Source organism: Devosia epidermidihirudinis (assembly GCF_000971295.1).
GTDB lineage: Bacteria > Pseudomonadota > Alphaproteobacteria > Rhizobiales > Devosiaceae > Devosia > Devosia epidermidihirudinis.
On the sequence record NZ_LANJ01000012.1, the window covers coordinates 40,802 to 61,899 of the forward strand.

The following is a 21,098-nucleotide window of genomic DNA, read 5'->3' on the forward strand; positions in this document are numbered from 1 at the left end:
GCGATCCTAACGTTCGATTGTGCCAGTGCGGCGAATCTTCTTCTGCAGCAACAGGATGCCGTAAAGAAGCGCCTCAGCGGTTGGAGGGCAGCCAGGAACATAAATGTCCACTGGCAGCACACGGTCGCAACCGCGCACGACCGAATAAGAATAGTGATAATAACCGCCGCCATTGGCGCAGCTGCCCATCGAGATGACATAACGAGGCTCTGGCATCTGGTCATAGACCTTGCGCAGAGCCGGAGCCATCTTGTTGGTCAGCGTACCGGCAACGATCAACACGTCAGACTGGCGTGGGGAGGCACGCGGCGCGGTACCAAAGCGCTCGATGTCATAGCGAGGCATGGACATCTGCATCATTTCAACGGCGCAGCATGCCAGACCCGTCTGCATCCACATCAGCGAGCCCGTACGGGCCCAGGTGATGAGCTGAGCTGCTGTAGACAAGAGAAATCCCTTGTCAGCCAACTCATCCGTCACTTCGGTGAAGAATGGATCAGTCGCGCCTGCCGGCTTGTTAGTGCGCGGATCAATGAGGCCCGTGGGGCGCGGCGCGATAAGCGTGCCGTCTTGTTCGCTCAATCCCATTCCAGAGCCCCTTTCCGCCATTCATAGATAAACCCGACGGTCAGAACGCCGAGGAAGATCATCACAGACCAAAAGCCGAACCAACCTACGTCCCGGAAGGCCACGGCCCACGGGAAGAGGAAGGCAACTTCCAGATCGAAAATAATGAACAGAATCGAGACGAGATAGAATCGAACGTCGAACTTCATACGCGCATCGTCGAATGCATCGAAACCCGCCTCAAACGCAGACACCTTCTCGGGGTCAGGACGTTTGACTGCGATAAGGAACGGCGCAACGAGGAGCGCAAGTCCAATAACGGCAGCAAGGCCAATGAAAAGGACGATCGGCAGATAGTCGCTGAGCAAATCAGTCATGCGGCAGCCTGTTTTCTGGGCCGGTCGGGCGACCGGTATCGCGAGAGCCCCGCAAGCAATTTGGGCAAGCGGACCAACGCGACAGTTGATGGCTTGGGCTTAGACCTTTGGCTAGTGGGTTTCAAGGGAAAGAAAATATGAACAAAACAATCATATATGACGCATGGTAGGCGCGCATCTCGCGCAGCGAATTGAATTTTCTTTCCAAGCAGCTGCAGACGGATGCATCAATTAACTGCGACGGTGGACATTCTCTAAACGTCACCGCGCTGCGATGAGCGAGCCGGTACCCGTCGATACGGACAATGCCAGAATTTGCCGGCGGAGAATCGTCTCCTGACAGGCCACGCACTGGCGCAAAAAGCAAAAAAAGGCGGCCCGGGAAACCGGACCGCCGCGTAATTTCCGAACGCAGGGCGGCACGAACCGCCCGGCCAGAATGATTCTTAGAAGTGGTAGGAAACGCCGACGGTGGCCTTGGCCGCTTCGAACAGCTGCTTGTTGGTATCGTCGAAATCGTTGAGACCAACCAGCTGAGCGCGAACAGACACAGCCTCCGTCACCGCCAACTCAACACCACCGCCGAGCTGGTAGATGCCAACATTGTCGGCCCCTTCAGCGGTCTTAACTCCGGCACCTGCAAGTCCGTAAACCAGCACAGCGTCTGTAACAACAGCACCAACGCGCGCGTTCACGAAGAACTCGCCAGCGCTGACATCGTTGTTCCAAACGTATTCTGCCGTACCTTCAAGACCCAGCAGGATCGGATCCGCGACGATGAAATTCACACCAGCATGTGCCCCGATGACACCAACGGTCAGGAGCTCGTCGAACTGAGCCCCGCCCTGAACACCGGCATAGAGACCATTCCAGGAAAAGCCAGCGGCTTCGTAGATTGGCTGTGGTGTGGTTGGAATGAGCAGATCAGCGGCCTGAGCACCACCAACGAGAAGTGCAGCAGCTGCCACACCGAGAGAAAACGAACGTACAAACATTAATGCGTAGCCCCATAGACTTAACCGTAGTCGAGGGACAGATGGACCACGCCACAGGTGATTTGCAACCGCTAAAACCAAAACGGCGAACCGGTAAACCGGTTCGCCGAATTGGGTTTGCAAGACGCTAGGCAGACAGGGCGGAAAGCCGCCCTGCCCATTTGCAAATCTTAGAAGTGGTAGGAAACGCCGACGGTTGCCTTAGCAGCGTCGAAGAAGTCGTTGTTGGCGTTGTTGTCGAAATCGCCAAGGCCAACGAGCTGAGCACGAACGGACACAGCGTCGGTCACTGCGAATTCAACACCGCCACCGAGCTGGTAGATGCCGCGGTTGTCGACGTTTTCCTGCGTAGCAACGCCAGCACCTGCGAGTGCGTAAACGAGCACTGCGTCGGTAACAACAGCACCAACGCGTGCGTTCACGAAGAACTCACCGCGGTTCAGGTCAACACCGTTGTTGGTGCCCCAAACGTATTCTGCAGTGCCTTCGAGGCCGAGCAGGATTGGATCAGCAACGATGAAGTTCACACCAACATGTGCGCCAACGACGCCAGCGGTGAAACCGTCGAAGAACTCAGCGCCGCCCTGGACGCCAGCATAGAGACCATCCCACGAGAAGCCAGCGGCTTCGTAGATTGGCTGTGGGGTCGTTGGGATGATGAGGTCAGCAGCCTGAGCACCACCAACGAGAAGCGCGGCAGCTGCCACACCGAGAGAAAGCGAACGTACAAACATATCTTGCACTCCCATAGAGTTAACCGTAGTCGAGCGATAGATGCATCACCTCAACGCGCGAAACAACCCCAAAGCTGCCAAAATTGGGCAGTGCGGCTAACTTTCAATGACCATTTGGGGGTAGGTGTTGCGCGAATGCCGCGCAATTGGCCCAGTTTGATACAAAGGCAAGCTTTCCTCCCCCCGGAAGCTCCGTCATTTGCACTGGGAGATGAGTCGCCGTCAAGCAAATGTGGCGAAACTTAAGCAAAAAAGTTACCAAAAGGCTCTGATTGGCCGTTAGGCGCGAATCCCCGCCTTATTCAGAAATGGAAGTTCGCCCCAATGGTGAACTGACTATTTGAGTCGTTACCCTCCGCCGGGACGCTCTGCAGATATCTGGCCTCGACGCTCACATTATCAGTGAGAGCCATCTCAAGGCCTCCACCGACCAAAACGTTGCTCTTCGTCGTGTCGTCGAGGCTAATGCCGTAGCCGCCAGCGGCATAGACGACGAGATCGTCTGCCACCACGAGCCCTGCACGTCCGAGTATCTGTCCGTAGGCAGCGCTGCCAAGATCGCCGCCGGCCAGCCCCGAGACCGCGACCTCGGCCCCCAAGAGGTAAAATTCGAACTGCGTGTTGACGCCGAGTTGCACGCCTCCGCCCAGTTGTGCCTCACTTGGAGCATTCGTCCGAGCCGCCCCATACACACCCGCATAGAAGCCACTCCAATCAAAGGCGGCTTCGTGGACCGGCATTTCGCCAGGCGCACTCGTTGAGATTGAAATTGTATCCGCCGCAGCGCAGGCGGGGATAAGTGCGACGCCAACGATGGCAGCTAAGCCCACCTGCATGAATACGCCCATCGGGTTCCCCCACTCAGAGTGCACCAGTGCAACGTAGCGCGGCGCTGCAAGTTCCCGACCGCTGCGCCGTCGCCTTTATAGAGTACCGACGAGAACGGGCTGATCGCGGTATTCATTCGGGAAGAGCTTTTGCAGCGCTGTTACCTTGGGCAGATCGTTGATGACGATGTAGGGCCAGGTTGGGTTCAGCGTCAGGAAATCCTGATGATACTGCTCGGCTGGATAGAATGCCTTGAACGGCTCAATGGTCGTGACAATGGGACCAGTGAAGAGCTTATCCCCGTCGAGCTGAGCGATGTAGGCCTTGGCGACCTGCGCCTGATCGTCGTTCACCGCGAAGATCGTCGAGCGGTATTGGGTGCCGTGGTCCGGACCCTGATAGTTCAGCTGGGTCGGGTTGTGGGCGACAGAGAAATAGATCTGCAGCAATCGCCCATAACTGACGACCTTGGGATCATAGGTGATCTCAACGGTTTCGGCGTGACCTGTGGTGCCAGTGCTGGTCTGGTCATAGGTCGCGGTATCGGCCGCACCACCAGAATAGCCGGACACAGCGTTGGTAACCCCTTTCACCCGCTGGAAAACTCCTTGCACACCCCAGAAACAGCCACCCGCGAATACAGCGACGGCAGCCGCACCAGTATCGCTGACATCAGTGGTCGGCGCGGGAATGACGACGGGGGCTTCCTGGCCGCGGGCGCCAACGGCGAAAATCCCCAAGGCGAGCGCGGGAAGGAGCAAAAAGGCTGCGAGAATCCTGCGCCTTTGTGGCGTGGTGGAAATGACTGCGGATGACATGTGCGGATCCTGATTGGTGCAACTTGCCCTTAGATACGCATTCTATCGGCCTTTAGTTCTCCCCAGGCACCTGCCTCACGCGGAAATGACCGATTCCGTGCCTTTGCGCTGCCATACAGATTCGGTATGGGAGGGCATGACGCAAACGCCGACAAATATTGATCCCTATGCGGAGCTGGATAATCGCTCCGACGCCTTTGAACTGGCCGAAGAGTTCCGCAAGCGCCGCCCGCTGCGTCCGCGGCCACATACACGTGGCGGTTTCCCGCAGGATCGCAATCGCCGCGGGGCAGTCGACTGATCATTTTTTCTGCTGGAGAGATTCACATCATGCGCACATTCGGCCGTCGCGTGTGGCTCACAAATGGCTACGCGAAAGCGGAGATGCGGTTAGCTTAATCGGGAGAAAATGCGGTGTGTTGAGCCCGTCCGGGCTGAGCGCCACCTTTCCAATTCCCTGCATATTCAAGGGGGAAGGTGGCGCGAGAGACGGGGCTCGAACCCGCGACCTCCGGCGTGACAGGCCGGCGCTCTAACCAACTGAGCTACTCCCGCAGAGTAGTCGAACAAACCCTGAGGTCATGTTCGCTTAGTATAGTCTGCGGCACACTTCGGTGAAGAAGTGGCGCGAGAGACGGGGCTCGAACCCGCGACCTCCGGCGTGACAGGCCGGCGCTCTAACCAACTGAGCTACTCCCGCAGCGCTTGCGAACAAGTCGTTCGCGCAACGTGGTGTCCGTTTAGCGACCACCCCTATCGAAGTCAAGCGAGCGAAATGCTCCGCACGTCATTTTCATGAAAAACCCGACAGATAGTGAAATTGCCATCAAGCGCCTGTGCGTAAACACAAAAAGCCTCACCGCAAAAGTGAGGCAAGTACCGCTGATCATGGTGGAATTTGGGACCCCGCCCTAAGCAGGAAATGGTGGGCGATGACGGACTCGAACCGCCGACATCCTCGGTGTAAACGAGGCGCTCTACCAACTGAGCTAATCGCCCGCCGGGGCAGAAGCCCGACGTGAAGTGCGCTCTGATTAGGGCCCCTGCCCTGAATCGTCAACACCAATTACAGAAAAGAAATGGCCCCGGCGCAAAGCGCTCGGGGCCGATCAGCTTGCCGAAGGGAATCGGTCTTAGTTGATCGCATCCTTCAGGCCCTTACCGGGCTTGAACTTAGCCTGGTTCGAGGCCGGGATCTGAATCTCAGCGCCGGTAGCAGGATTACGGCCAGTCGAAGCCTTGCGCGCCGACACAGCAAAGGTACCGAAACCGACGAGGCGGACTTCTTCGCCAGCCTTCAAGGAGCCAGTGATGGCCTCGAACACTGCGTCAACCGCTTCGGCGGCCTGTGCCTTGGTGATCGTCGCCTTGTCGGCAACAACGCCAACCAGATCGTTTTTGTTCATAGCGTTTCCTCACAGTGAATGCCCGCCCGCTGGCGAACTCAAAACTCGCAAACCCTTTGTCGATTCTAATCGAAACGCAAGGAATTCCGGGCTTCTCAGCCAGTTCGGCGGTACAAATCTGTTAATGGACCGGAAAATTTCGTCCGGCAAGCAGGCTTTGCGGGTTTTGCCGGTTATCCGGCCTTTTCCGGGGGTTTTCCCACTTATTCACCGGCCGGATTGGGCACGACCAACCGCCGCCTGATTCCCAGCATGAGCGGCAGCGCGAGCAGATAAATGCCCGCTCCGACGATCCAGATGATTCCCGGCCAGATGCCGCGCACCTCGAAATAGACGAGGCTAAAGAACAGCGGCCCAAAAACAGATGCGAGACTGACCAGACTCGCCAACACGCCCTGCAACTGCCCCTGCTTTTCAGAATCGACCTGCGTTGTGGTCAGCGATTGCAGCGCCGGCATGCCGATACCGCCCAAGGCGAACAGTGGCGCGAGGGCAAACATGACCCAACCCTGTGTTGCCACGCCCAGAATCACCAGGGCCGTCAGCTCGCAGGCCATCCCCACCACCAGAGCCCAGCGCTCACCGAGGCGCGCGACGGCGGGTCCTGTGAGAAAAGCCTGCGCACCCGCGTGGAAAACGCCGAAGGCGCCAAGGGAGAGGCCGATCATCAGACCATTCCACTGGAATCGATCCTCGCTGAACAGCGCCCAGATCGTGCCGTACATGGTGCCGACGAAATTCATGATGACGAAAATGGCCATCAGCGGAATCAGCGCCTTGAAGGTCAGCGCCCATTTCAACGGTTTGAACGGGTTGAGCGTCTCGAAGTCGAATTTCGCACCGGCTTTGCCATGGCGCGACTCGGGCAATACGAAGAGCGCGAGTGCCAAATTGATTCCATTGAGCGCAGCCGCGGCGATAAACGGCGCCCGCACCCAGATATCGCCGAGCACACCACCGAGCACCGGTCCGATGATAAAGCCAACGCCGAACATGGCATGGAACAGGCCGAAGCGGCGTGCGCGCTCCTCTTCGGTGGAAATATCGGTGATGTACGCGGTCGCCACGGCCATGTTCGCGCTGGTAATGCCGGAAATGGCCCGGCCCAGCACCAGCATCCAGAGCTCAGGCGCAAAAGCCATCACCAGATAGTCGATAGCCGCACCGGCCAGTGACACTAGCAGCACCGGTCGACGACCGTAGCGATCGCTCAAAACACCCAGAATCGGTGAAAACAGAAACTGGCACGCCGAATAGAGCGCCAACATGATTCCCAGCGTCGTCGCGACCTGGGTCATGTGCCCCACATCGCGCAACAGCGCCGGCAGAATCGGGAAGATCAGGCCGATGCCGATCGCGTCGAGAGTCACGGCGGCCAGAATGACCATAAGCGGCTTGTTCACGACACGGCTCCACTGGTTCGCGCCTGATCGCCCGCGGGGAAAGGCGCGCTGATGTTACTGCTTTTTATGACGAGTGGTGCTGACAGATTTCGACAGGATGTTGGGGGAGACGAGTACCCCCACCTAGCCTCCCCTGAACAGGGGGAGGAATGCGCGCGGTGGGATCTGGCGGGATGGTGCCAGTGAGTGGAGTGGTTGCCCCCTATCAGAGGAGAAACAGGCATCGCATTTCACCCACGACGTCATTCCCGCGAAAGCGGGAATCCACCGTTGGGGTTGGATTGAAGAAGGGAGATTCCCGCTTGCGCGGGAATGACGCAGTGATGGTGGTCGGCCGCGTCGGAGTGGGAGTGCCGGTGAAGCAAGAGTACCCCCCACCTAGCCTCCCCCTGAAAAGGGGGAGGAACGGCACCGTGGGTTTGGCGCGCGTCGTTCTCAAGCTCGGTGTCATCCTGGCCTTGAGCCGGGATCCATTATGTGATGGTCGTTTGAGCCACCTGCCATGGTGACGCGAGCTCGAGATGGACCCAGGCTCAAGGCCGGGGTGGCATGGTGGGTGTGGCTGCTTGCGCGGAAATCGCGAGCAAGAATACCCCCTCCTAACCTCCCCCTGAAAAGGGGGAGGAACAGATTTGAGGGCTTGGCGGAATGGCGCCCGCGAGTGGAGCGAGTTCCTCCCCCTCTCAGGGGGAGGTTAGGTGGGGGTACTGCGATCTCGCAGCGCCCCCCAGAATCAAAAACGGCGGCCGCTGGGGCCGCCGTTTCATCAGATCAAATGCGAATTACGAGTTGATCAGCGCGGAGCAATCTTCGTCGCTGTAGCGCAGGTCGGCTTCGGCATTGGTCATGTCCTCGACTGCGGCCTCGACATAGAACTCAACCAGACGGTCATATTCGGCTTCTTCGATATTGTCGGCGATGAGAGCGGCATGCGCCTTGGCGAAAGCGGCATCGGCGGCCTTGTTTGCCTCGGCAGCGTCTTCTGCACTGACGCCGTCGATCTTGGTGACGACGGTGTAGGCTGCGCCACACCACAGGGCGATATCAACGTCGTCGCTGACTTCTTCTTCCTGAGCGAAAGAGGGAACAGCAAAGGTCAGCAAGGCAGTGGCAGCAAGCGCTGCAAGCAATTTTACGGTCATGACGCTATCTCGAAGGCCGTGCACCCAACAGAATGTTGGTCATCGGGCCAGATTACATAGCGTGACGGAGCCGCGCCGTCTTTTGATTTTTAGAGTGCAATAGATGCAAAAACGGCGGCCCGTTGGGCCGCCGTTCATATTGGATGTACTTCCGACTTAGTGCGGCAGACCGGCTGCAGCGTCGTCGGCGGCCGTATCGGGCGTTGCCGTGGTGGCTGGAGGCGTATCGTCGAAGTGCCACTCGATTGGCTCAGGCTTGCGCACCAGAGCGCGCTCAATGACCTGATCCATCCGGCTGACAGGAACGATCTCCATGCCTTCCTTGACGATATCGGGGATCTCGGCGAGATCGCGCACGTTCTCTTCCGGAATCAGCACCGTCTTGATTCCGCCACGGAGAGCCGCAAGCAGCTTCTCCTTGAGACCGCCGATGGGCAGAACCCTGCCCCGCAGCGTGATTTCGCCCGTCATGGCGACATCGTTGCGCACCGGAATACCGGTCATCACCGAAACGATTGCCGTTGCCAGACCGATACCAGCCGATGGACCGTCCTTAGGCGTGGCGCCTTCAGGCAGGTGCACGTGGATATCGCGCGTGTCGAACATCGGTGGCTTGATGCCGAAATCGATCGACCGCGACCGCACATAAGCGGTGGCCGCCGTCAGCGATTCCTTCATCACTTCCTTGATGTTGCCGGTCACGGTCATGCGACCCTTGCCCGGTGTCATCACGCCTTCAATCGTCAGCAACTCGCCGCCGACCGAGGTCCAGGCCAGACCGGTCACCAGACCAACCTGTGCTTCGGCTTCGATCACGCCATGCTTGTAGATATCCGCACCAAGATATTTGGCGAGCTTATCTTCATCGATGACGATCGACTTGACCTTGGTCTTGACGATCTCGGCCACGGCCTTGCGCATCAGCTTGCTGATTTCGCGCTTGAGGTTACGCACGCCCGCTTCACGGGTATAGCGCTGGATCAAGGCGGTCAGCATCTCGTCGCTCAGCTCGAACTCGCCATGGGCAAGCCCGTTTTCCTTGAGCGTCTCCGGGATCAGGTGCTGCTTGGCGATCGCGTGCTTCTCCTGCTCGGTGTAGCCGGACAGGCGAATGATCTCCATGCGGTCCATCAGTGGGCCGGGGATGTTCAGGGTGTTCGAGGTCGTCACGAACATCACGTCCGAAAGGTCGTAGTCGACCTCAAGGTAGTGATCGGCAAACGTGTGGTTCTGTTCCGGATCGAGCACTTCAAGCAGTGCCGAAGACGGATCGCCACGGAAGTCCTGGCCCATCTTGTCGATTTCGTCGAGCAGGAACAGTGGGTTGGACTTACCCACCTTCTTGAGCGACTGGATCACCTTACCGGGCATGGAGCCGATATAGGTGCGGCGGTGGCCACGGATTTCGGCTTCATCGCGCACGCCGCCAAGCGCCATGCGGATGAACTCACGACCGGTCGCCTTGGCAATCGACTTGCCAAGCGAGGTCTTGCCGACGCCTGGAGGACCGACGAGGCAGAGGATCGGGCCCTTGAGGGAACCGGTACGGCCCTGCACGGCCAGATACTCCAGAATGCGTTCCTTGACCTTCTCGAGGCCATAGTGATCCTCGTCCAGAACCTTTTCGGCCAGGACCAGGTCGCGCTTGACCTTGCTCTTCTTGCCCCATGGCAGGCCGAGCAGCACATCGAGATAGTTGCGCACGACGGTGGCTTCAGCCGACATCGGGCTCATGGTCTTGAGCTTCTTGACCTCGGCTTCCGCCTTGGCCTTGGCTTCCTTCGACAGGCGCGTCTTGGCGATGCGCTCTTCGATCTCGGTGATCTCGTTCGCGCCTTCCTCGCCGTCGCCCAGTTCCTTCTGGATCGCCTTCATCTGCTCGTTGAGATAGTACTCGCGCTGGGTCTTCTCCATCTGCCGCTTGACTCGGCTCCGGATGCGCTTTTCCACCTGCAGAACGCCGATTTCGCCTTCCATCAGGCCCAGAATCTTCTGGAAGCGCTCGCCAACCGAAACGGTCGAGAGCAGGTCTTCCTTCTCGTGGATCTTGATGACGAGGTGGCTGGCAATGGTGTCGGCCAGCTTGGAGTGGTTCTCAATCTGACCAACCGCGGCAACAACTTCTGCCGAGATCTTCTTGTTGAGCTTCACATAGCTGTCGAACTCGGTCTGGGCCGAGCGAGCAAGAGCCTCCACTTCGGTGGCGTCTTCCTCTGGCTCAGGCAAAATGGATGCCTCGGCCTCGAAATAGTCCACGGTCTGCAGATAGCGATCGATGGTGGCGCGGCTCAGCCCTTCCACCAGCACCTTGACGGTGCCGTCTGGAAGCTTGAGCAGCTGCAATACAGTGGCAATGGTGCCGGTCGCATAGATCTGGTCCGGAGCCGGATCATCGTCCTGTGCGTTCTTCTGGGTCACCACGAGGATGTGCTTGTCGTCGCGCATCACTTCTTCAAGCGCCTTGACGGATTTCTCGCGGCCAACAAACAGCGGCACGATCATGCCGGGGAAGACCACGATATCGCGCAGCGGAAGAACTGGGTAAACCCGATCCCGGCTGGCATCGCCGCCGGTGGGATTGACGTCCGACATCTTTAATCCTTTCCGGGGCGCGCAGGAGAAAGGATGTGGGTAGCGCGCCCGTTATAGACAGCCCCGACCTTAGAAGGCTGAGCTGATTCCAGTTAATAAATAGGTTTGTCCTAGGCCCCCGCAAGTCAACCTTTGCCGTTTTATAACGGTTAACTCGCTTTGCGGGCCTGCCCTACCCTCAATGCATGGTGGACTTGATCGCCCGCCTGCTTTCGTAGCGTTATGTGCGTCCGGCATGCTGATGTTTCAAGCACCAGACTGCCATTCCATGAAAGGGCCGCCATGAGCACCAATTCTCCGCACAAGCGTCGCATCGATCTGCTGGGTGTCGCCACAGCATCAGGCGCCTCCGTGCGCGGCTGCGGCATGGGGCCCGAAGCGCTCCGCGTGGCGGGCCTGGCCGAGGCCCTGATCGATCTGGGGCACGAGGTGGCGGACCACGGCGATCTGCGCCGGCCAGCCCCGGCTATTGATGCGGGCCCCGCTAGCCTGCGCCTGCCCGATGCGCGGCGGGCCGACGTGCTGGACCTCGCCGAACGCGCCAGTGATCAGGGGCTGGCGATCCTTGAGGCGGGCAATTTCCCGGTGTTTCTGGGCGGCGATCATTCGATTGCCATGGGCACGGTTTCGGCGGTGGCGCGACATTGCGTAACCAAAGGCAAACCGGTTTTCGTACTCTGGATCGACGCCCATGCCGACTACAACACGCCGGAAACCTCGCCTTCGGGGAACCTCCACGGCATGCCGCTGGCGCTGCTGTGTGGCGAGCCAGAGTTCGACGACAGCTATCGCGGCGACTGGCTGGGGCGGATCGATCCGCGCAATGTGACGGTGATCGGTGCGCGCTCGGTGGACCGCGAGGAACGGCGGCTTTTGGCATCGCGCGGCGTCGAGGTGCTCGACATGCGCAAAATCGACGAGCTGGGCGTTGTGGCGCTGATGCGCACGGTGATTGAGCGCGTCCGCAAGGCGGGCGGGCATCTGCATGTGAGCCTCGACGTCGACGCCATGGACCCATCCATCGCGCCGGGTGGCGGCACGCTGGTTCCAGGCGGGCTGAGCTATCGCGAGGCCCACTTGATCATGGAAATGCTGCACGATAGCGGCGTTGCGGGTTCTCTGGATGTGGTGGAGCTCAATCCGTTCCTCGACCACGGCGGGCAAAGCGCCACGCTGCTGGTTGATCTGGTGGCGAGCCTCTTTGGGCGTCAGATCATGGGCGAAGAGCCGGGTCCAATGGCGTTTGTGACGGAGGACGAGGCGGGGGCGGCTGAGTAGGCTTTGGGATTGAAGAGTCCCCCCACCTAGCCTCCCCCTGAAAAGGGGGAGGAACTCGCGCGGCGGGTGGGTGCGACGATGCCCCAAGCTCGATCTGTTCCTCCCCCTGTCAGGGGGAGGTTAGGTGGGGGTACTGAGGCCTAACAACGACCACCCACCACCCAGTCGTCACCCTCGGGCTTGACCCGAGGACTCTGCACTTCCTGCATGTCTGAAGAACCCTCGGGTCGAGCCCGAGGGTGACGATCCAGCTAGGTTGCGTCGCCCGCCCCCAGTCCCACATACTCCGCCCGTGGGCGCATCAGCTGGCCAGTGGCGACTTGCTCCATGGCGTGAGCCAGCCACCCAACAGTCCGGGCCATGGCGAAAAGCACCAGGGGCGCTTCTTTGGGCAGACCGAAGCTGGCGGCCATGGCGACGAGCGCGAAGTCAATATTCGGCTTCTCGCCGGTGATGCGCTCGGTGACCTCCTGTAACGCGGCGAAAGGCTCGGCCGGCTCGAAGATAGAGAGCAGTGCAGCGGCGCGTGCATCGCCATCTGGATAGAGCGGGTGGCCGAACGCTGGTATCGACTGTCCCTGTGCGAGGCGGGCCACCACGGCGGCCTCTGCGCCCAGTGTCTCGGCTTCAAGAGCCAGCGCCTGCGCAGAGGCAGCCGCACCGCCATGCAGCGGCCCGGTGAGCGCTGAAAGCCCCGCCAAAGTGCCTGCGGCCAACGATGCGCCCGTGGAGACGGCAACGCGTGTGGCGAAGGTTGATGCGTTGAGTTCGTGATCGGCCAACAGCACCAGTGCCCGGCGGATGGCGTCAGCAGCGCGGGGGCGCTCCCATGTAGCGGCGAGCCTTTCATGTAACGAACCCGCTACCGATCTGGTAAAGCCGCTGGCGATGGTGGAGAGCACCGACGCGGCTTCAATTTTGAGCACGGCACCTGAGCGACCAAAGGTCGGCACGTCACTGGCCGCGCGGCGCGCCAAGGCAACGAAGGCGGCTTCAAAGCCGGGCGTTTGTGCGACGTGACTCAGGTCACAGGTGACGGGATCACTCCCCCAGAGGAGTGCGGCGATCTCCTCCAGCGACATCGTGTCCGCCAAGTTCACCGCGTCGCGACCCCGATAGAGCAACCTGCCCTGCGCAATGGTGGAAATGGATGTCTGCATCACAGGCTCGCCAAAGCGCATGGCGTCGACGGCGATGGTTGCCTGCTTGCGCCGACCAGCGGCGCGCTGGGCCAAACGGCGCACATCCTCGCCGCGATAGAGACTCTTGCGGCTATCGGCGGGATCTGGCCGCGCCGTGATGCGGCCACGGCTGACATTGGCATAAAGCGTCTGCGGCTGGGTGCCCAGCAGTTCCAGCGCTTCGCTCGCACTCAGCCAATCCATTGATCCTCACATTGATCATTTACGTCAAGATTGACGTCAACCTACGACGACCTACCTTAAGGCGCAACAACCACAGGAGAGTTCGATGAAAAGTGGTCTTGAAGACGTCGTTGCCGCCGAAACCAGGCTGTCCGATGTTGATGGCGCCCATGGCCGCCTGATCATTCGCGGGCACTCGCTGGACGATCTGGTGGGGCACAGCACCTATGAGGACGTCATAGCGCTGCTATTCGATGGCTACTTTGCTAGCGAAGCCGACCTGCCCCGCGCGCTCGGCAAGGCGCGTAGCGAGGTGTTCGCGCATCTGGCCGTCGTTGACGCAAGCCTCCTCGCGCTGCCGCCGGTGGACGCTATGCGCGCGCTGCTGGCCCGATTGCCAGATGGCGAGGATCTACCCTCGGCCTTGAGGCTGATTGCCGGCCCTGCAGTGTTCACCGCTGGGCTGATCCGGCTGCGTCAGGGGCTGGACGTTATTGCGCCGGATGCATCGATGAGCCACGCCGCCGATACGCTGCGCATGACGCATGGCACCGTGCCGAGCCCGGAGCAGACTGCGGCGCTGGATCGCTATCTGATGACGGTGTCCGATCACGGGCTCAACGCCTCGACCTTCGCCAGCCGTGTGGTTGCATCGACGCAGGCGGGCCTGACATCGTCGGTGTTGGCGGCGCTGAGCGCGCTCAAGGGCCCGCTGCATGGCGGCGCTCCGGGACCGGTGCTGGATGCACTGGATGGCGTTGGCTCGCCTGACAATGCCAGCGCCTGGCTCGAGGCCGCGTTGGCGCGTGGGGATCGGCTGATGGGATTTGGGCACCGCGTCTATCGCGTGCGTGATCCCCGTGCTGATGCATTGAAGACGGCTGTGCGTCTGCTGGCCAATGGCGGGGCCATCGACCCTGCCCGGCTGGCACTGGCCGAGGCGGTGGAAGCCGCGGCGCTGGATTTGCTGAAACGCAAGAAACCCGATCGGGCGCTGGACACCAATGTGGAGTTCTACACCGCGCTGCTGCTGGAAGCGCTTGGGTTTCCGCGTGAGACGTTCACGTGCGTTTTTGCCATGGGGCGGACGAGCGGGTGGCTGGCCCATGCGCGGGAACAGGCACTAACGGGGCGGCTGATCCGGCCGATGTCGGTTTATGTGGGGCCGAGCGTGGCGGTGGCGGCCTGATGGCCGAGGGATTGGAGTACCCCCTCCTAACCTCCCCCTGATAGGGGGAGGAATCCGCTCAGCGTTCGTCCAATCTGTTCCTCCCCCTTTTCAGGGGGAGGTTAGGAGGGGCACTCTTCAGCGCATCCGCAACGAGCAGGTAGACGCCCTCGGGATTTCCCAACACATCGAGATTGGTGAAACGGACTACGCGATATCCGCGCTCTTCTATGTATGCCGTGCGCACGGCATCAGCGGCTAATCCGGCGTCAGAATAATGGCTGTCACCGTCTATCTCGAACGCCAGTTTCGCCCGTTTACAGGCGAAGTCGACGATATATGGGCCCACCGGAACCTGTCGGCGGAAATGCCAGCCGGATTGGCGGAAGGTATAGAGGATTTCCCAAAACCTGAGCTCTGCCGGGGTTGGTTCGCGGCGGAGTTTTCTTGCGAGTTCGGTTCGCTGTCCCATACCCCCTCCTAGCCTCCCCCTGAAAAGGGAAGGAACTTGATCCGTATCAGTCCACGATCTTGCCCCAACCAAAATCTGTCCCTCCCCCTTTTCAGGGGGAGACTAGGTGGGGGTACTCTTCAAAAACAAAAACGCCGGACCCAGGGGCCCGGCGTTTTCAATTCAGTCTGGTAGACCTTTATGCCCCGGCGGGGAGGTCTTCCTTTTTACGGTCGGAGTAGATGTAGAGCGGACGGACGTCCTTGCCCTTGACCACTTCTTCCGAGATCACGACTTCTTCCACGCCTTCCAGCGATGGCAGGTCGTACATCGTATCGAGCAGGATCGCTTCCATGATGGAGCGCAGGCCGCGAGCACCGGTCTTACGTTCGATGGCCTTCTCGGCAATCGCCTTGAGGGCATCCTCGTGGAAAGAAAGTTCGACTTCTTCCATCTGGAACAAACGCTGGTACTGGCGAACCAGGGCGTTCTTTGGTGCGGTCAGGATTTCGATCAGGGCCGCGATATCGAGGTCTTCGAGGGTCGCGAGCACTGGCAGGCGACCGATGAACTCGGGGATCAGCCCGAAGCGCACCAGATCTTCTGGCGCCACATCGGCAAGAATCTGGCCGACGCGACGGTCGTTCGGGTCCTTGACGGTGGCCGAGAAGCCGATGCCCGAGCCTTCACCACGCGCCGAGATGATCTTTTCGAGGCCGGCAAATGCACCGCCGCAGATGAACAGGATATTGGTCGTGTCCACCTGCAGGAATTCCTGCTGTGGGTGCTTGCGACCGCCCTGGGGCGGAACCGAAGCCACGGTGCCTTCCATGATCTTGAGCAAAGCCTGCTGCACGCCTTCGCCCGATACATCGCGGGTGATCGACGGATTGTCAGACTTGCGGCTGATCTTGTCGACTTCGTCGATATAGACGATGCCGCGCTGCGCCTTTTCGACATTGTAGTCGGCGGCCTGCAGCAGCTTGAGGATGATGTTTTCCACGTCCTCGCCGACATAGCCGGCTTCGGTCAGCGTTGTGGCATCAGCCATCGTGAACGGCACGTCCAGAATACGGGCCAGCGTCTGAGCCAGCAGCGTCTTACCCGAACCAGTCGGACCGATCAGCAGGATGTTCGACTTGGAAAGCTCGATATCCTGGTTCTTGGACGAGTGGTGCAGGCGCTTGTAGTGGTTATGGACGGCCACGGAGAGTACGCGCTTGGCGCGGTACTGGCCGATAACGTAATCGTCGAGCACCTTGCAGATTTCTGCAGGTGTCGGCACGCCATCGGAGGACTTGACCATCGAGGTCTTGTTCTCTTCGCGGATGATGTCCATGCACAGCTCAACGCATTCATCGCAGATGAACACAGTTGGGCCGGCGATCAGCTTGCGAACCTCGTGCTGGGACTTCCCGCAGAACGAGCAATAAAGCGTGTTCTTTGAGGATTCGCCGTTCGTCGTGTCTTTGGACATCCTGTCACTCCCGGGAGCAGCGTGCCCCCAAAATCATGCGCTATAGGTGACCCTAGCGCGTGAGCCTAAAGAAAGTATAAGCCGAACCGACCTTAAAGGCCGATCCGGCTACGTGCAATCGCGCATGGATCACAGTCCACGGCGCATCAGCAATGTGCTTAATGGCGGCCAATCAGACCGCGCTATCCGGCACAACGCGCTTTTCGATCACGGTGTCGATCAGACCGAAGGCCTTGGCCTCTTCTGGCGACAGGAAGCGATCGCGCTCAAGAGCGTTCTCGATTTCCTCGTAGGTGCGGCCAGTGTGCTTCTCATAGATCTGATTAAGACGGCGCTTCAAACCCTCGACTTCCTTGGCATGAATCAGGATGTCAGTGACCTGACCCTGGAAGCCGCCGGAAGGCTGGTGGACCATGACGCGGGCATTTGGCAGCGCAGTACGCATGCCGGCTTCGCCAGCTGCAAGCAGAAGCGAACCCATCGAAGCCGCCTGCCCCATGACCATGGTGGCCACTGGCGCGCGGATGAACTGCATGGTGTCGTAGATCGACAGGCCAGCGGTCACAACGCCGCCAGGCGAGTTGATGTACAGCGAGATTTCCTTCTTCGGATTTTCCGATTCGAGAAACAGAAGCTGCGCCACGATCAGCGACGCCATGTTGTCCTCGACCACGCTGGTCACGAAGATGATGCGTTCGCGCAGCAGGCGCGAATAGATGTCAAACGCGCGCTCGCCGCGGTTGGACTGCTCGACCACCATAGGAACGAGCGTATTCATGTAGATATCGTGCGGATCCCGCATGTGATGCCCCTTTGCTGCGCCGGGTCGCGGACCGGGCTAGCTGTAGTCGGTTGGAACACGATTCCCGCACTCGGACATCCAGGGCCCAGGGATCATGTCGAAATTCGAATCAGCGCGACTGGCCGATTGCAGACGATGCCGCTTAACGTGCGGTAAAGGCACAGATAGGCGGCATTGGGGCCAGCTTCAATAGCACTGACACGCCAAGTGTCGGCAAGGTGAAGCGCCCCGCCCCGTCCGCTCTATTCGGCCGAGGCCGCAAAGCCGACGGCCACGCCCTTTTTCTTGAAATAGGCCTGCATGATCTTGCGGCCCTGACGGTTGTTCTGGGCGAGCTTTGATGGCTCGAACACGGCTTCCTTGACGCCATCGCGCGCCATGGTCGACTTAAGAGCAGCAATGTGCTGGTCGAGGTCTTCGTTATTGCCCTTGATCGAGGTGTAGATGTTGTCGATGGCCTGGGCCAGCGTCAGATCGCTCACGATACGCACTCCAAAAAATCCATTACCCCTGCACTAGCGATTTTTTCGGCAGGAGCAAGGCATCACCGCACCTTGCAATGGCTTTGCCTGCCCGTCAGGATCGGGTTTTCGTTCCTCTTGTAGTGATTTTTATGGCCGCCATCGTTCAGCTCAAGCCGATCACCGGCGTTCCCGCAGCCAGCAGCGCCAGTGCCAATCCGCGCGATCCGGCCTTCTTCCAGAACCCCTATGCGTTCTACGATGCGCGCCACGCCAACAAGCCGACGTTCTTCTGGGAGGAATATGGCCACTGGTGCTGCGCCGGGTTCAAGGAAGTCAGCGCCCTGCTCCGCGACAAGCGCTTTGGCCGCGAAATTCTGCATGTGGCGACGCGCGAAGAACTCGGCATGCCCGAGCCCAAACCGCATACAGCGGCGTTCGACCTCACCGAGAAATACTCGCTGCTCAACCTCGAGCCACCCGGGCATACGCGGCTGCGCATGCTGGTCAATCGGGCGTTTGTGTCGCGCCATGTCGAGCAATTGCGCCCACGTATCGTCAAGCTAGCCAACGAAATGATCGATGGCTTTGAGGGCGAGGACAGCGTCGACATCATCAAGGCGTTCGCCGCGCCGATTCCGGCCATCGTGATCGCCGAAATGATCGGCCTGCCCGCCGAGAGCGCACCGCAATTGCTGGCGTGGTCCAACCGCATGGTGGCCATGTACATGTATGGCGTCAGCCACGAGACCGAGCTGGATGCCAATCAGGCTTCTGCCGACTTCATGGATTATCTCCGCGCCATCATCGCCGAGCGCCGCAAACAGCCGCGCGAGGACCTGCTCACCCACATGCTGACCTCCGATCAGGGTGGCGAGCGGCTGACCGATGAAGAGGTGATGTCGACGGCCATCCTGCTGCTCAATGCCGGGCATGAGGCAACGGTTCACACCACGGGCAATGGCGTTAAATCCATCCTCGAAAGCGGTATCGATCCGGTTACGCTTTTCTCAAGCGAAGAACAGACGGCCGCCACCGTGGAAGAATGCCTGCGCTTTGACGCGCCGCTGCACATGTTCACCCGCTATGCCCTGAGCGACCTGGAATTTGACGGCATCCAGATGCGCAAGGGCGACGTCATCGGACTGCTGCTGGGCGCGGCCAACCGCGACCCTGCCCGCTTCGCCAATGCCAATGCATTCGACCCGTTCCGCACCGATGGCGCCAATGTCAGCTTCGGCGCCGGCATCCACTTCTGCATCGGCGCGCCGCTGGCTCGCATCGAGCTGCAGGTGGCGTTCAGCGAACTGTTCCGCCGCCTGCCAAAGTTGCGGATTGCCGAGGCGCCTCGGTACAATGACGTGTACCATTTCCACGGGCTGGAAAAGCTGATGGTGAGTTGGAAGTAGAATGAAACGCGCTCTTTTGGGCCTGGTGGTCTTTGTGGTGCTGCTCGTGGCCGCAGGCTTTGGTTCGCTGGCCCTGCAGCATGTGCTGTCGCCGAACGCACAGTGTCTGAACCTTGGCGGCAGTTGGGACGGCGAGGCTGGGCAATGTGTGGGGAGCGATTATCCGCTGCCGGAGTGAGAGTGACCGAGATTACCCCCACGGCTCGTCACCCTCGGGCTTGACCCGAGGGTTCTTTTTGCCATTTCGCGAAGTGTAGAGCCCTCGGGTCAAGCCCGAGGGTGACGACTGAGTTATCGGGATCCCGGAGTGACTAAAGACTTGCCAACACCCCAGGTACCAGCAGGGGCAAGTCTTCGCTGATCAAGCCGGGGCCGCCGAAGCGGTTGGCGGCTTCGGCGTGGAGCCAGACGCCGGCGCAGGCGGCTTCCCAGCCGGCCATGCCCTGCCCCATGAGACCGGCGATGATGCCGGCCAGCACGTCGCCTGACCCCGCAGTTCCGAGCCACGCCGGCGCGTTGGCGTTGATGGCCAGGCGTCCGTCGGGACTGGCGATGATGGTATCGCTGCCCTTGAGGACGATGATGGCGCCGGAATGGGTGGCGGCGGCACGCGCCTTATCGATACGCGCACCTGGGACGTCGCCAAAGAGGCGCTGAAATTCGCCCTCGTGGGGCGTCAGCACGACTGGGCGCGACTGCGCATTGATGGCGTCAAAGAGAGCGCCGGGGCCGTCAACGAAGCTGGTGAGGCCATCGGCGTCGAGGACCGTGGCAGTGCCAGAATTGAGCACTGCAAGAACGTTCTGACGCGTCGCCTCGCCTATACCGGCAGCGGGACCAATAACGGCGGCATTCATGCGCTTGTCGGCGAGCAGTTCGGCGATGCCAGCGGCATCCCTCGCGGGTTTGAGCATGATGGCGGTGACATGGGCAGCGTGAACCATCAGCGCGTCCTCGGCGCCGAGCAAAGACACAACGCCAGCGCCGACGCGGAACGCGCCCATCGCCGCCAAACGCGAGGCCCCGGTGTGGAGCGGACCGCCGGAGATGACCACCGTATGGCCGCGATCGAACTTGTTGCCATCCGGATCAGCCGCTGGCAGCGACCAAATCGTTGGCGTGTTCTGCCAGGCGGCCGCGTCGATGGTGTCGAGAACCGTATCGGGAATGCCGATATCGGCCAGAACGACCTCGCCGCAGAGATCGCGCGCGGGCAATAGAAGGTGACCGGGCTTGAGTCGAAAGAAGGTTACGGTCATATCGGCGATCATCGCGGAGCCACGCACGGCGCCGGTTGCCCCATCAATGCCACTTGGCACGTCGATGCTGACCACCGGGCGGGCGCTGGTGTTGATTAGCTCGATAATCTCGGCCATGGCGCCATCAACGTCACGATCCAGCCCTGCCCCAAGCAGCGCATCGACCACGAGATCAGCCTCCTCAACGTCGCTGGCCGTCGGCGCGGTCACCTTGGCAGTCCATTGCGCAGCCACTGCGGCAGCGTCGCCCTTGAGGGCTTCGCGATCCCCTACGAGACGCAACTGAACGGGCCAGCCACGCTGCTTGAGAATCTGGGCGACGACAAAGCCATCGCCACCATTATTGCCGGGGCCACACAGCACCAGCACCGAGCGCTGATAATACCGCTCCATGATGGCTTCCGCGACAGCCTTGCCAGCGGTCTCCATCAGCTTGAGCGACCTGATTCCCCCCTGCACCGCCAGTCGGTCGGCCTCGCCCATCTGTGTGGGGGTGAGAAGGATTTCTGCATTGGCGATGGTCATGGATCAACTCTCAATAGACCTCATCCTGAGCCTGTCGAAGGA

Annotated in this window: 21 protein-coding genes and 3 tRNA genes; 5 read left to right on the forward strand and 19 right to left on the reverse strand. The window is 60.2% G+C overall.

Annotated elements, in window-relative coordinates; translation table 11 throughout:
• Positions 1-6: 6 nt before the first annotated feature.
• The 6 genes from WH87_RS07220 to msrA form a co-directional block, all read right to left on the reverse strand.
• Complete coding sequence (locus WH87_RS07220) at positions 7-588, reverse strand: NuoB/complex I 20 kDa subunit family protein (RefSeq protein ID WP_046140223.1); 582 nt, start codon at positions 586-588, stop codon at positions 7-9.
• Complete coding sequence (locus WH87_RS07225; RefSeq protein ID WP_046140224.1) at positions 579-944, reverse strand: NADH-quinone oxidoreductase subunit A; 366 nt, start codon at positions 942-944, stop codon at positions 579-581. Before WH87_RS07225 ends, WH87_RS07220 begins: the two co-directional genes overlap by 10 nt.
• 446 nt (positions 945-1,390) lie before the next feature.
• On the reverse strand, positions 1,391-1,939 hold the full coding sequence (locus WH87_RS07230) for an outer membrane protein (RefSeq protein WP_046140225.1): 549 nt from the start codon (positions 1,937-1,939) through the stop codon (positions 1,391-1,393).
• 170 nt (positions 1,940-2,109) lie between these two features.
• On the reverse strand, positions 2,110-2,673 hold the full coding sequence (locus WH87_RS07235) for an outer membrane protein (RefSeq protein WP_046140226.1): 564 nt from the start codon (positions 2,671-2,673) through the stop codon (positions 2,110-2,112).
• A 302-nt stretch (positions 2,674-2,975) separates the two neighbouring features.
• On the reverse strand, positions 2,976-3,521 hold the full coding sequence (locus WH87_RS07240; protein WP_046140227.1) for an outer membrane protein: 546 nt from the start codon (positions 3,519-3,521) through the stop codon (positions 2,976-2,978).
• Between the two features lie 75 nt (positions 3,522-3,596).
• Positions 3,597-4,319 (reverse strand): peptide-methionine (S)-S-oxide reductase MsrA, encoded by a 723-nt coding sequence (gene msrA / locus WH87_RS07245; protein ID WP_052726581.1) that lies wholly within the window; start codon positions 4,317-4,319, stop codon positions 3,597-3,599.
• A 136-nt stretch (positions 4,320-4,455) separates the two neighbouring features.
• Here msrA and WH87_RS07250 point away from each other — a divergent pair, with 136 nt between their 5' ends.
• Positions 4,456-4,620: a hypothetical protein gene (locus WH87_RS07250; RefSeq protein ID WP_156458145.1), complete on the forward strand. Its 165-nt coding sequence runs from the start codon at positions 4,456-4,458 to the stop codon at positions 4,618-4,620.
• A 177-nt stretch (positions 4,621-4,797) separates the two neighbouring features.
• Here WH87_RS07250 and WH87_RS07255 read toward each other — a convergent pair.
• The 7 genes from WH87_RS07255 to lon form a co-directional block, all read right to left on the reverse strand.
• Positions 4,798-4,874: transfer RNA gene (locus tag WH87_RS07255), tRNA-Asp, on the reverse strand.
• Positions 4,875-4,942: 68 nt separating this feature from the next.
• Positions 4,943-5,019, reverse strand: a tRNA-Asp gene (locus WH87_RS07260).
• Between the two features lie 223 nt (positions 5,020-5,242).
• Positions 5,243-5,318: transfer RNA gene (locus WH87_RS07265), tRNA-Val, on the reverse strand.
• A 134-nt stretch (positions 5,319-5,452) separates the two neighbouring features.
• Positions 5,453-5,725 (reverse strand): HU family DNA-binding protein, encoded by a 273-nt coding sequence (locus WH87_RS07270; protein WP_046140229.1) that lies wholly within the window; start codon positions 5,723-5,725, stop codon positions 5,453-5,455.
• A 203-nt stretch (positions 5,726-5,928) separates the two neighbouring features.
• Complete coding sequence (gene tet, locus WH87_RS07275) at positions 5,929-7,113, reverse strand: Tet(A)/Tet(B)/Tet(C) family tetracycline efflux MFS transporter (RefSeq protein WP_407060029.1); 1,185 nt, start codon at positions 7,111-7,113, stop codon at positions 5,929-5,931.
• A gap of 797 nt (positions 7,114-7,910) precedes the next feature.
• Positions 7,911-8,270, reverse strand: coding sequence for a hypothetical protein (locus WH87_RS07280; RefSeq protein WP_046140231.1), 360 nt, complete (start codon positions 8,268-8,270; stop codon positions 7,911-7,913).
• A 156-nt stretch (positions 8,271-8,426) separates the two neighbouring features.
• Complete coding sequence (gene lon / locus WH87_RS07285) at positions 8,427-10,862, reverse strand: endopeptidase La (protein ID WP_046140232.1); 2,436 nt, start codon at positions 10,860-10,862, stop codon at positions 8,427-8,429.
• Positions 10,863-11,144: 282 nt separating this feature from the next.
• On the opposite strand from lon, the gene rocF reads away from it, so the two are divergent.
• The gene (gene rocF / locus WH87_RS07290) at positions 11,145-12,140 is read left to right on the forward strand and encodes an arginase (protein ID WP_046140233.1); all 996 of its coding nucleotides are present in this window, start codon (positions 11,145-11,147) and stop codon (positions 12,138-12,140) included.
• Between the two features lie 251 nt (positions 12,141-12,391).
• Here the strand turns inward: rocF and WH87_RS07295 are convergent, their stop codons facing one another.
• Positions 12,392-13,525, reverse strand: coding sequence for a citrate synthase (locus WH87_RS07295; protein ID WP_046140234.1), 1,134 nt, complete (start codon positions 13,523-13,525; stop codon positions 12,392-12,394).
• Positions 13,526-13,610: 85 nt separating this feature from the next.
• On the opposite strand from WH87_RS07295, the gene WH87_RS07300 reads away from it, so the two are divergent.
• Complete coding sequence (locus tag WH87_RS07300; protein WP_046140235.1) at positions 13,611-14,693, forward strand: citrate synthase/methylcitrate synthase; 1,083 nt, start codon at positions 13,611-13,613, stop codon at positions 14,691-14,693.
• A 58-nt stretch (positions 14,694-14,751) separates the two neighbouring features.
• Here WH87_RS07300 and WH87_RS07305 read toward each other — a convergent pair whose 3' ends face one another.
• The 4 genes from WH87_RS07305 to WH87_RS07320 all read right to left on the reverse strand — a co-directional run bounded on the left by WH87_RS07305 (position 14,752) and on the right by WH87_RS07320 (position 17,884).
• Positions 14,752-15,144, reverse strand: coding sequence for an endonuclease domain-containing protein (locus tag WH87_RS07305; protein WP_046140236.1), 393 nt, complete (start codon positions 15,142-15,144; stop codon positions 14,752-14,754).
• A 178-nt stretch (positions 15,145-15,322) separates the two neighbouring features.
• The gene (gene clpX / locus WH87_RS07310; protein WP_046140237.1) at positions 15,323-16,600 is read right to left on the reverse strand and encodes an ATP-dependent Clp protease ATP-binding subunit ClpX; all 1,278 of its coding nucleotides are present in this window, start codon (positions 16,598-16,600) and stop codon (positions 15,323-15,325) included.
• A gap of 172 nt (positions 16,601-16,772) precedes the next feature.
• Positions 16,773-17,402: an ATP-dependent Clp protease proteolytic subunit gene (locus tag WH87_RS07315; RefSeq protein WP_046140238.1), complete on the reverse strand. Its 630-nt coding sequence runs from the start codon at positions 17,400-17,402 to the stop codon at positions 16,773-16,775.
• A 242-nt stretch (positions 17,403-17,644) separates the two neighbouring features.
• Entirely contained in the window at positions 17,645-17,884 is a 240-nt protein-coding gene (locus WH87_RS07320; RefSeq protein WP_046140390.1) for a hypothetical protein, read from the reverse strand.
• A gap of 131 nt (positions 17,885-18,015) precedes the next feature.
• Here WH87_RS07320 and WH87_RS07325 point away from each other — a divergent pair, with 131 nt between their 5' ends.
• Both WH87_RS07325 and WH87_RS19570 read left to right on the forward strand, forming a co-directional pair.
• Positions 18,016-19,272 carry a cytochrome P450 gene (locus WH87_RS07325; protein ID WP_046140239.1) on the forward strand — a complete coding sequence of 419 codons (1,257 nt, stop codon included), beginning with the start codon at positions 18,016-18,018 and terminating at the stop codon, positions 19,270-19,272.
• Position 19,273: 1 nt separating this feature from the next.
• The gene (locus WH87_RS19570) at positions 19,274-19,450 is read left to right on the forward strand and encodes a hypothetical protein (protein ID WP_156458146.1); all 177 of its coding nucleotides are present in this window, start codon (positions 19,274-19,276) and stop codon (positions 19,448-19,450) included.
• A gap of 133 nt (positions 19,451-19,583) precedes the next feature.
• On the opposite strand, the gene WH87_RS07330 is transcribed toward WH87_RS19570, so the two are convergent.
• Positions 19,584-21,056, reverse strand: a complete 1,473-nt coding sequence (locus WH87_RS07330) for a bifunctional ADP-dependent NAD(P)H-hydrate dehydratase/NAD(P)H-hydrate epimerase (RefSeq protein ID WP_046140240.1) — start codon at positions 21,054-21,056, stop codon at positions 19,584-19,586.
• Between the last annotated feature and the right edge of the window lie 42 nt (positions 21,057-21,098).

What these genes read in the sequence shown, in the direction of transcription:
- WH87_RS07295 (WP_046140234.1), bottom strand. Translation starts at nt 13,525, where the DNA reads ATGGATTGGCTGAGTGCGAGCGAAGCGCTGGAACTGCTGGGCACCCAG.
- WH87_RS19570 (WP_156458146.1), top strand. Translation starts at nt 19,274, where the DNA reads ATGAAACGCGCTCTTTTGGGCCTGGTGGTCTTTGTGGTGCTGCTCGTG.
- WH87_RS07220 (WP_046140223.1), bottom strand. Translation starts at nt 588, where the DNA reads ATGGGATTGAGCGAACAAGACGGCACGCTTATCGCGCCGCGCCCCACG.
- WH87_RS07230 (WP_046140225.1), bottom strand. Translation starts at nt 1,939, where the DNA reads ATGTTTGTACGTTCGTTTTCTCTCGGTGTGGCAGCTGCTGCACTTCTC.
- WH87_RS07250 (WP_156458145.1), top strand. Translation starts at nt 4,456, where the DNA reads ATGACGCAAACGCCGACAAATATTGATCCCTATGCGGAGCTGGATAAT.
- WH87_RS07270 (WP_046140229.1), bottom strand. Translation starts at nt 5,725, where the DNA reads ATGAACAAAAACGATCTGGTTGGCGTTGTTGCCGACAAGGCGACGATC.
- WH87_RS07280 (WP_046140231.1), bottom strand. Translation starts at nt 8,270, where the DNA reads ATGACCGTAAAATTGCTTGCAGCGCTTGCTGCCACTGCCTTGCTGACC.
- WH87_RS07315 (WP_046140238.1), bottom strand. Translation starts at nt 17,402, where the DNA reads ATGCGGGATCCGCACGATATCTACATGAATACGCTCGTTCCTATGGTG.
- WH87_RS07330 (WP_046140240.1), bottom strand. Translation starts at nt 21,056, where the DNA reads ATGACCATCGCCAATGCAGAAATCCTTCTCACCCCCACACAGATGGGC.
- tet (WP_407060029.1), bottom strand. Translation starts at nt 7,113, where the DNA reads ATGGTCATTCTGGCCGCCGTGACTCTCGACGCGATCGGCATCGGCCTG.
- WH87_RS07235 (WP_046140226.1), bottom strand. Translation starts at nt 2,673, where the DNA reads ATGTTTGTACGTTCGCTTTCTCTCGGTGTGGCAGCTGCCGCGCTTCTC.
- lon (WP_046140232.1), bottom strand. Translation starts at nt 10,862, where the DNA reads ATGTCGGACGTCAATCCCACCGGCGGCGATGCCAGCCGGGATCGGGTT.
- WH87_RS07240 (WP_046140227.1), bottom strand. Translation starts at nt 3,521, where the DNA reads ATGGGCGTATTCATGCAGGTGGGCTTAGCTGCCATCGTTGGCGTCGCA.
- msrA (WP_052726581.1), bottom strand. Translation starts at nt 4,319, where the DNA reads ATGTCATCCGCAGTCATTTCCACCACGCCACAAAGGCGCAGGATTCTC.
- clpX (WP_046140237.1), bottom strand. Translation starts at nt 16,600, where the DNA reads ATGTCCAAAGACACGACGAACGGCGAATCCTCAAAGAACACGCTTTAT.
- WH87_RS07225 (WP_046140224.1), bottom strand. Translation starts at nt 944, where the DNA reads ATGACTGATTTGCTCAGCGACTATCTGCCGATCGTCCTTTTCATTGGC.
- WH87_RS07325 (WP_046140239.1), top strand. Translation starts at nt 18,016, where the DNA reads ATGGCCGCCATCGTTCAGCTCAAGCCGATCACCGGCGTTCCCGCAGCC.
- WH87_RS07300 (WP_046140235.1), top strand. Translation starts at nt 13,611, where the DNA reads ATGAAAAGTGGTCTTGAAGACGTCGTTGCCGCCGAAACCAGGCTGTCC.
- WH87_RS07305 (WP_046140236.1), bottom strand. Translation starts at nt 15,144, where the DNA reads ATGGGACAGCGAACCGAACTCGCAAGAAAACTCCGCCGCGAACCAACC.
- rocF (WP_046140233.1), top strand. Translation starts at nt 11,145, where the DNA reads ATGAGCACCAATTCTCCGCACAAGCGTCGCATCGATCTGCTGGGTGTC.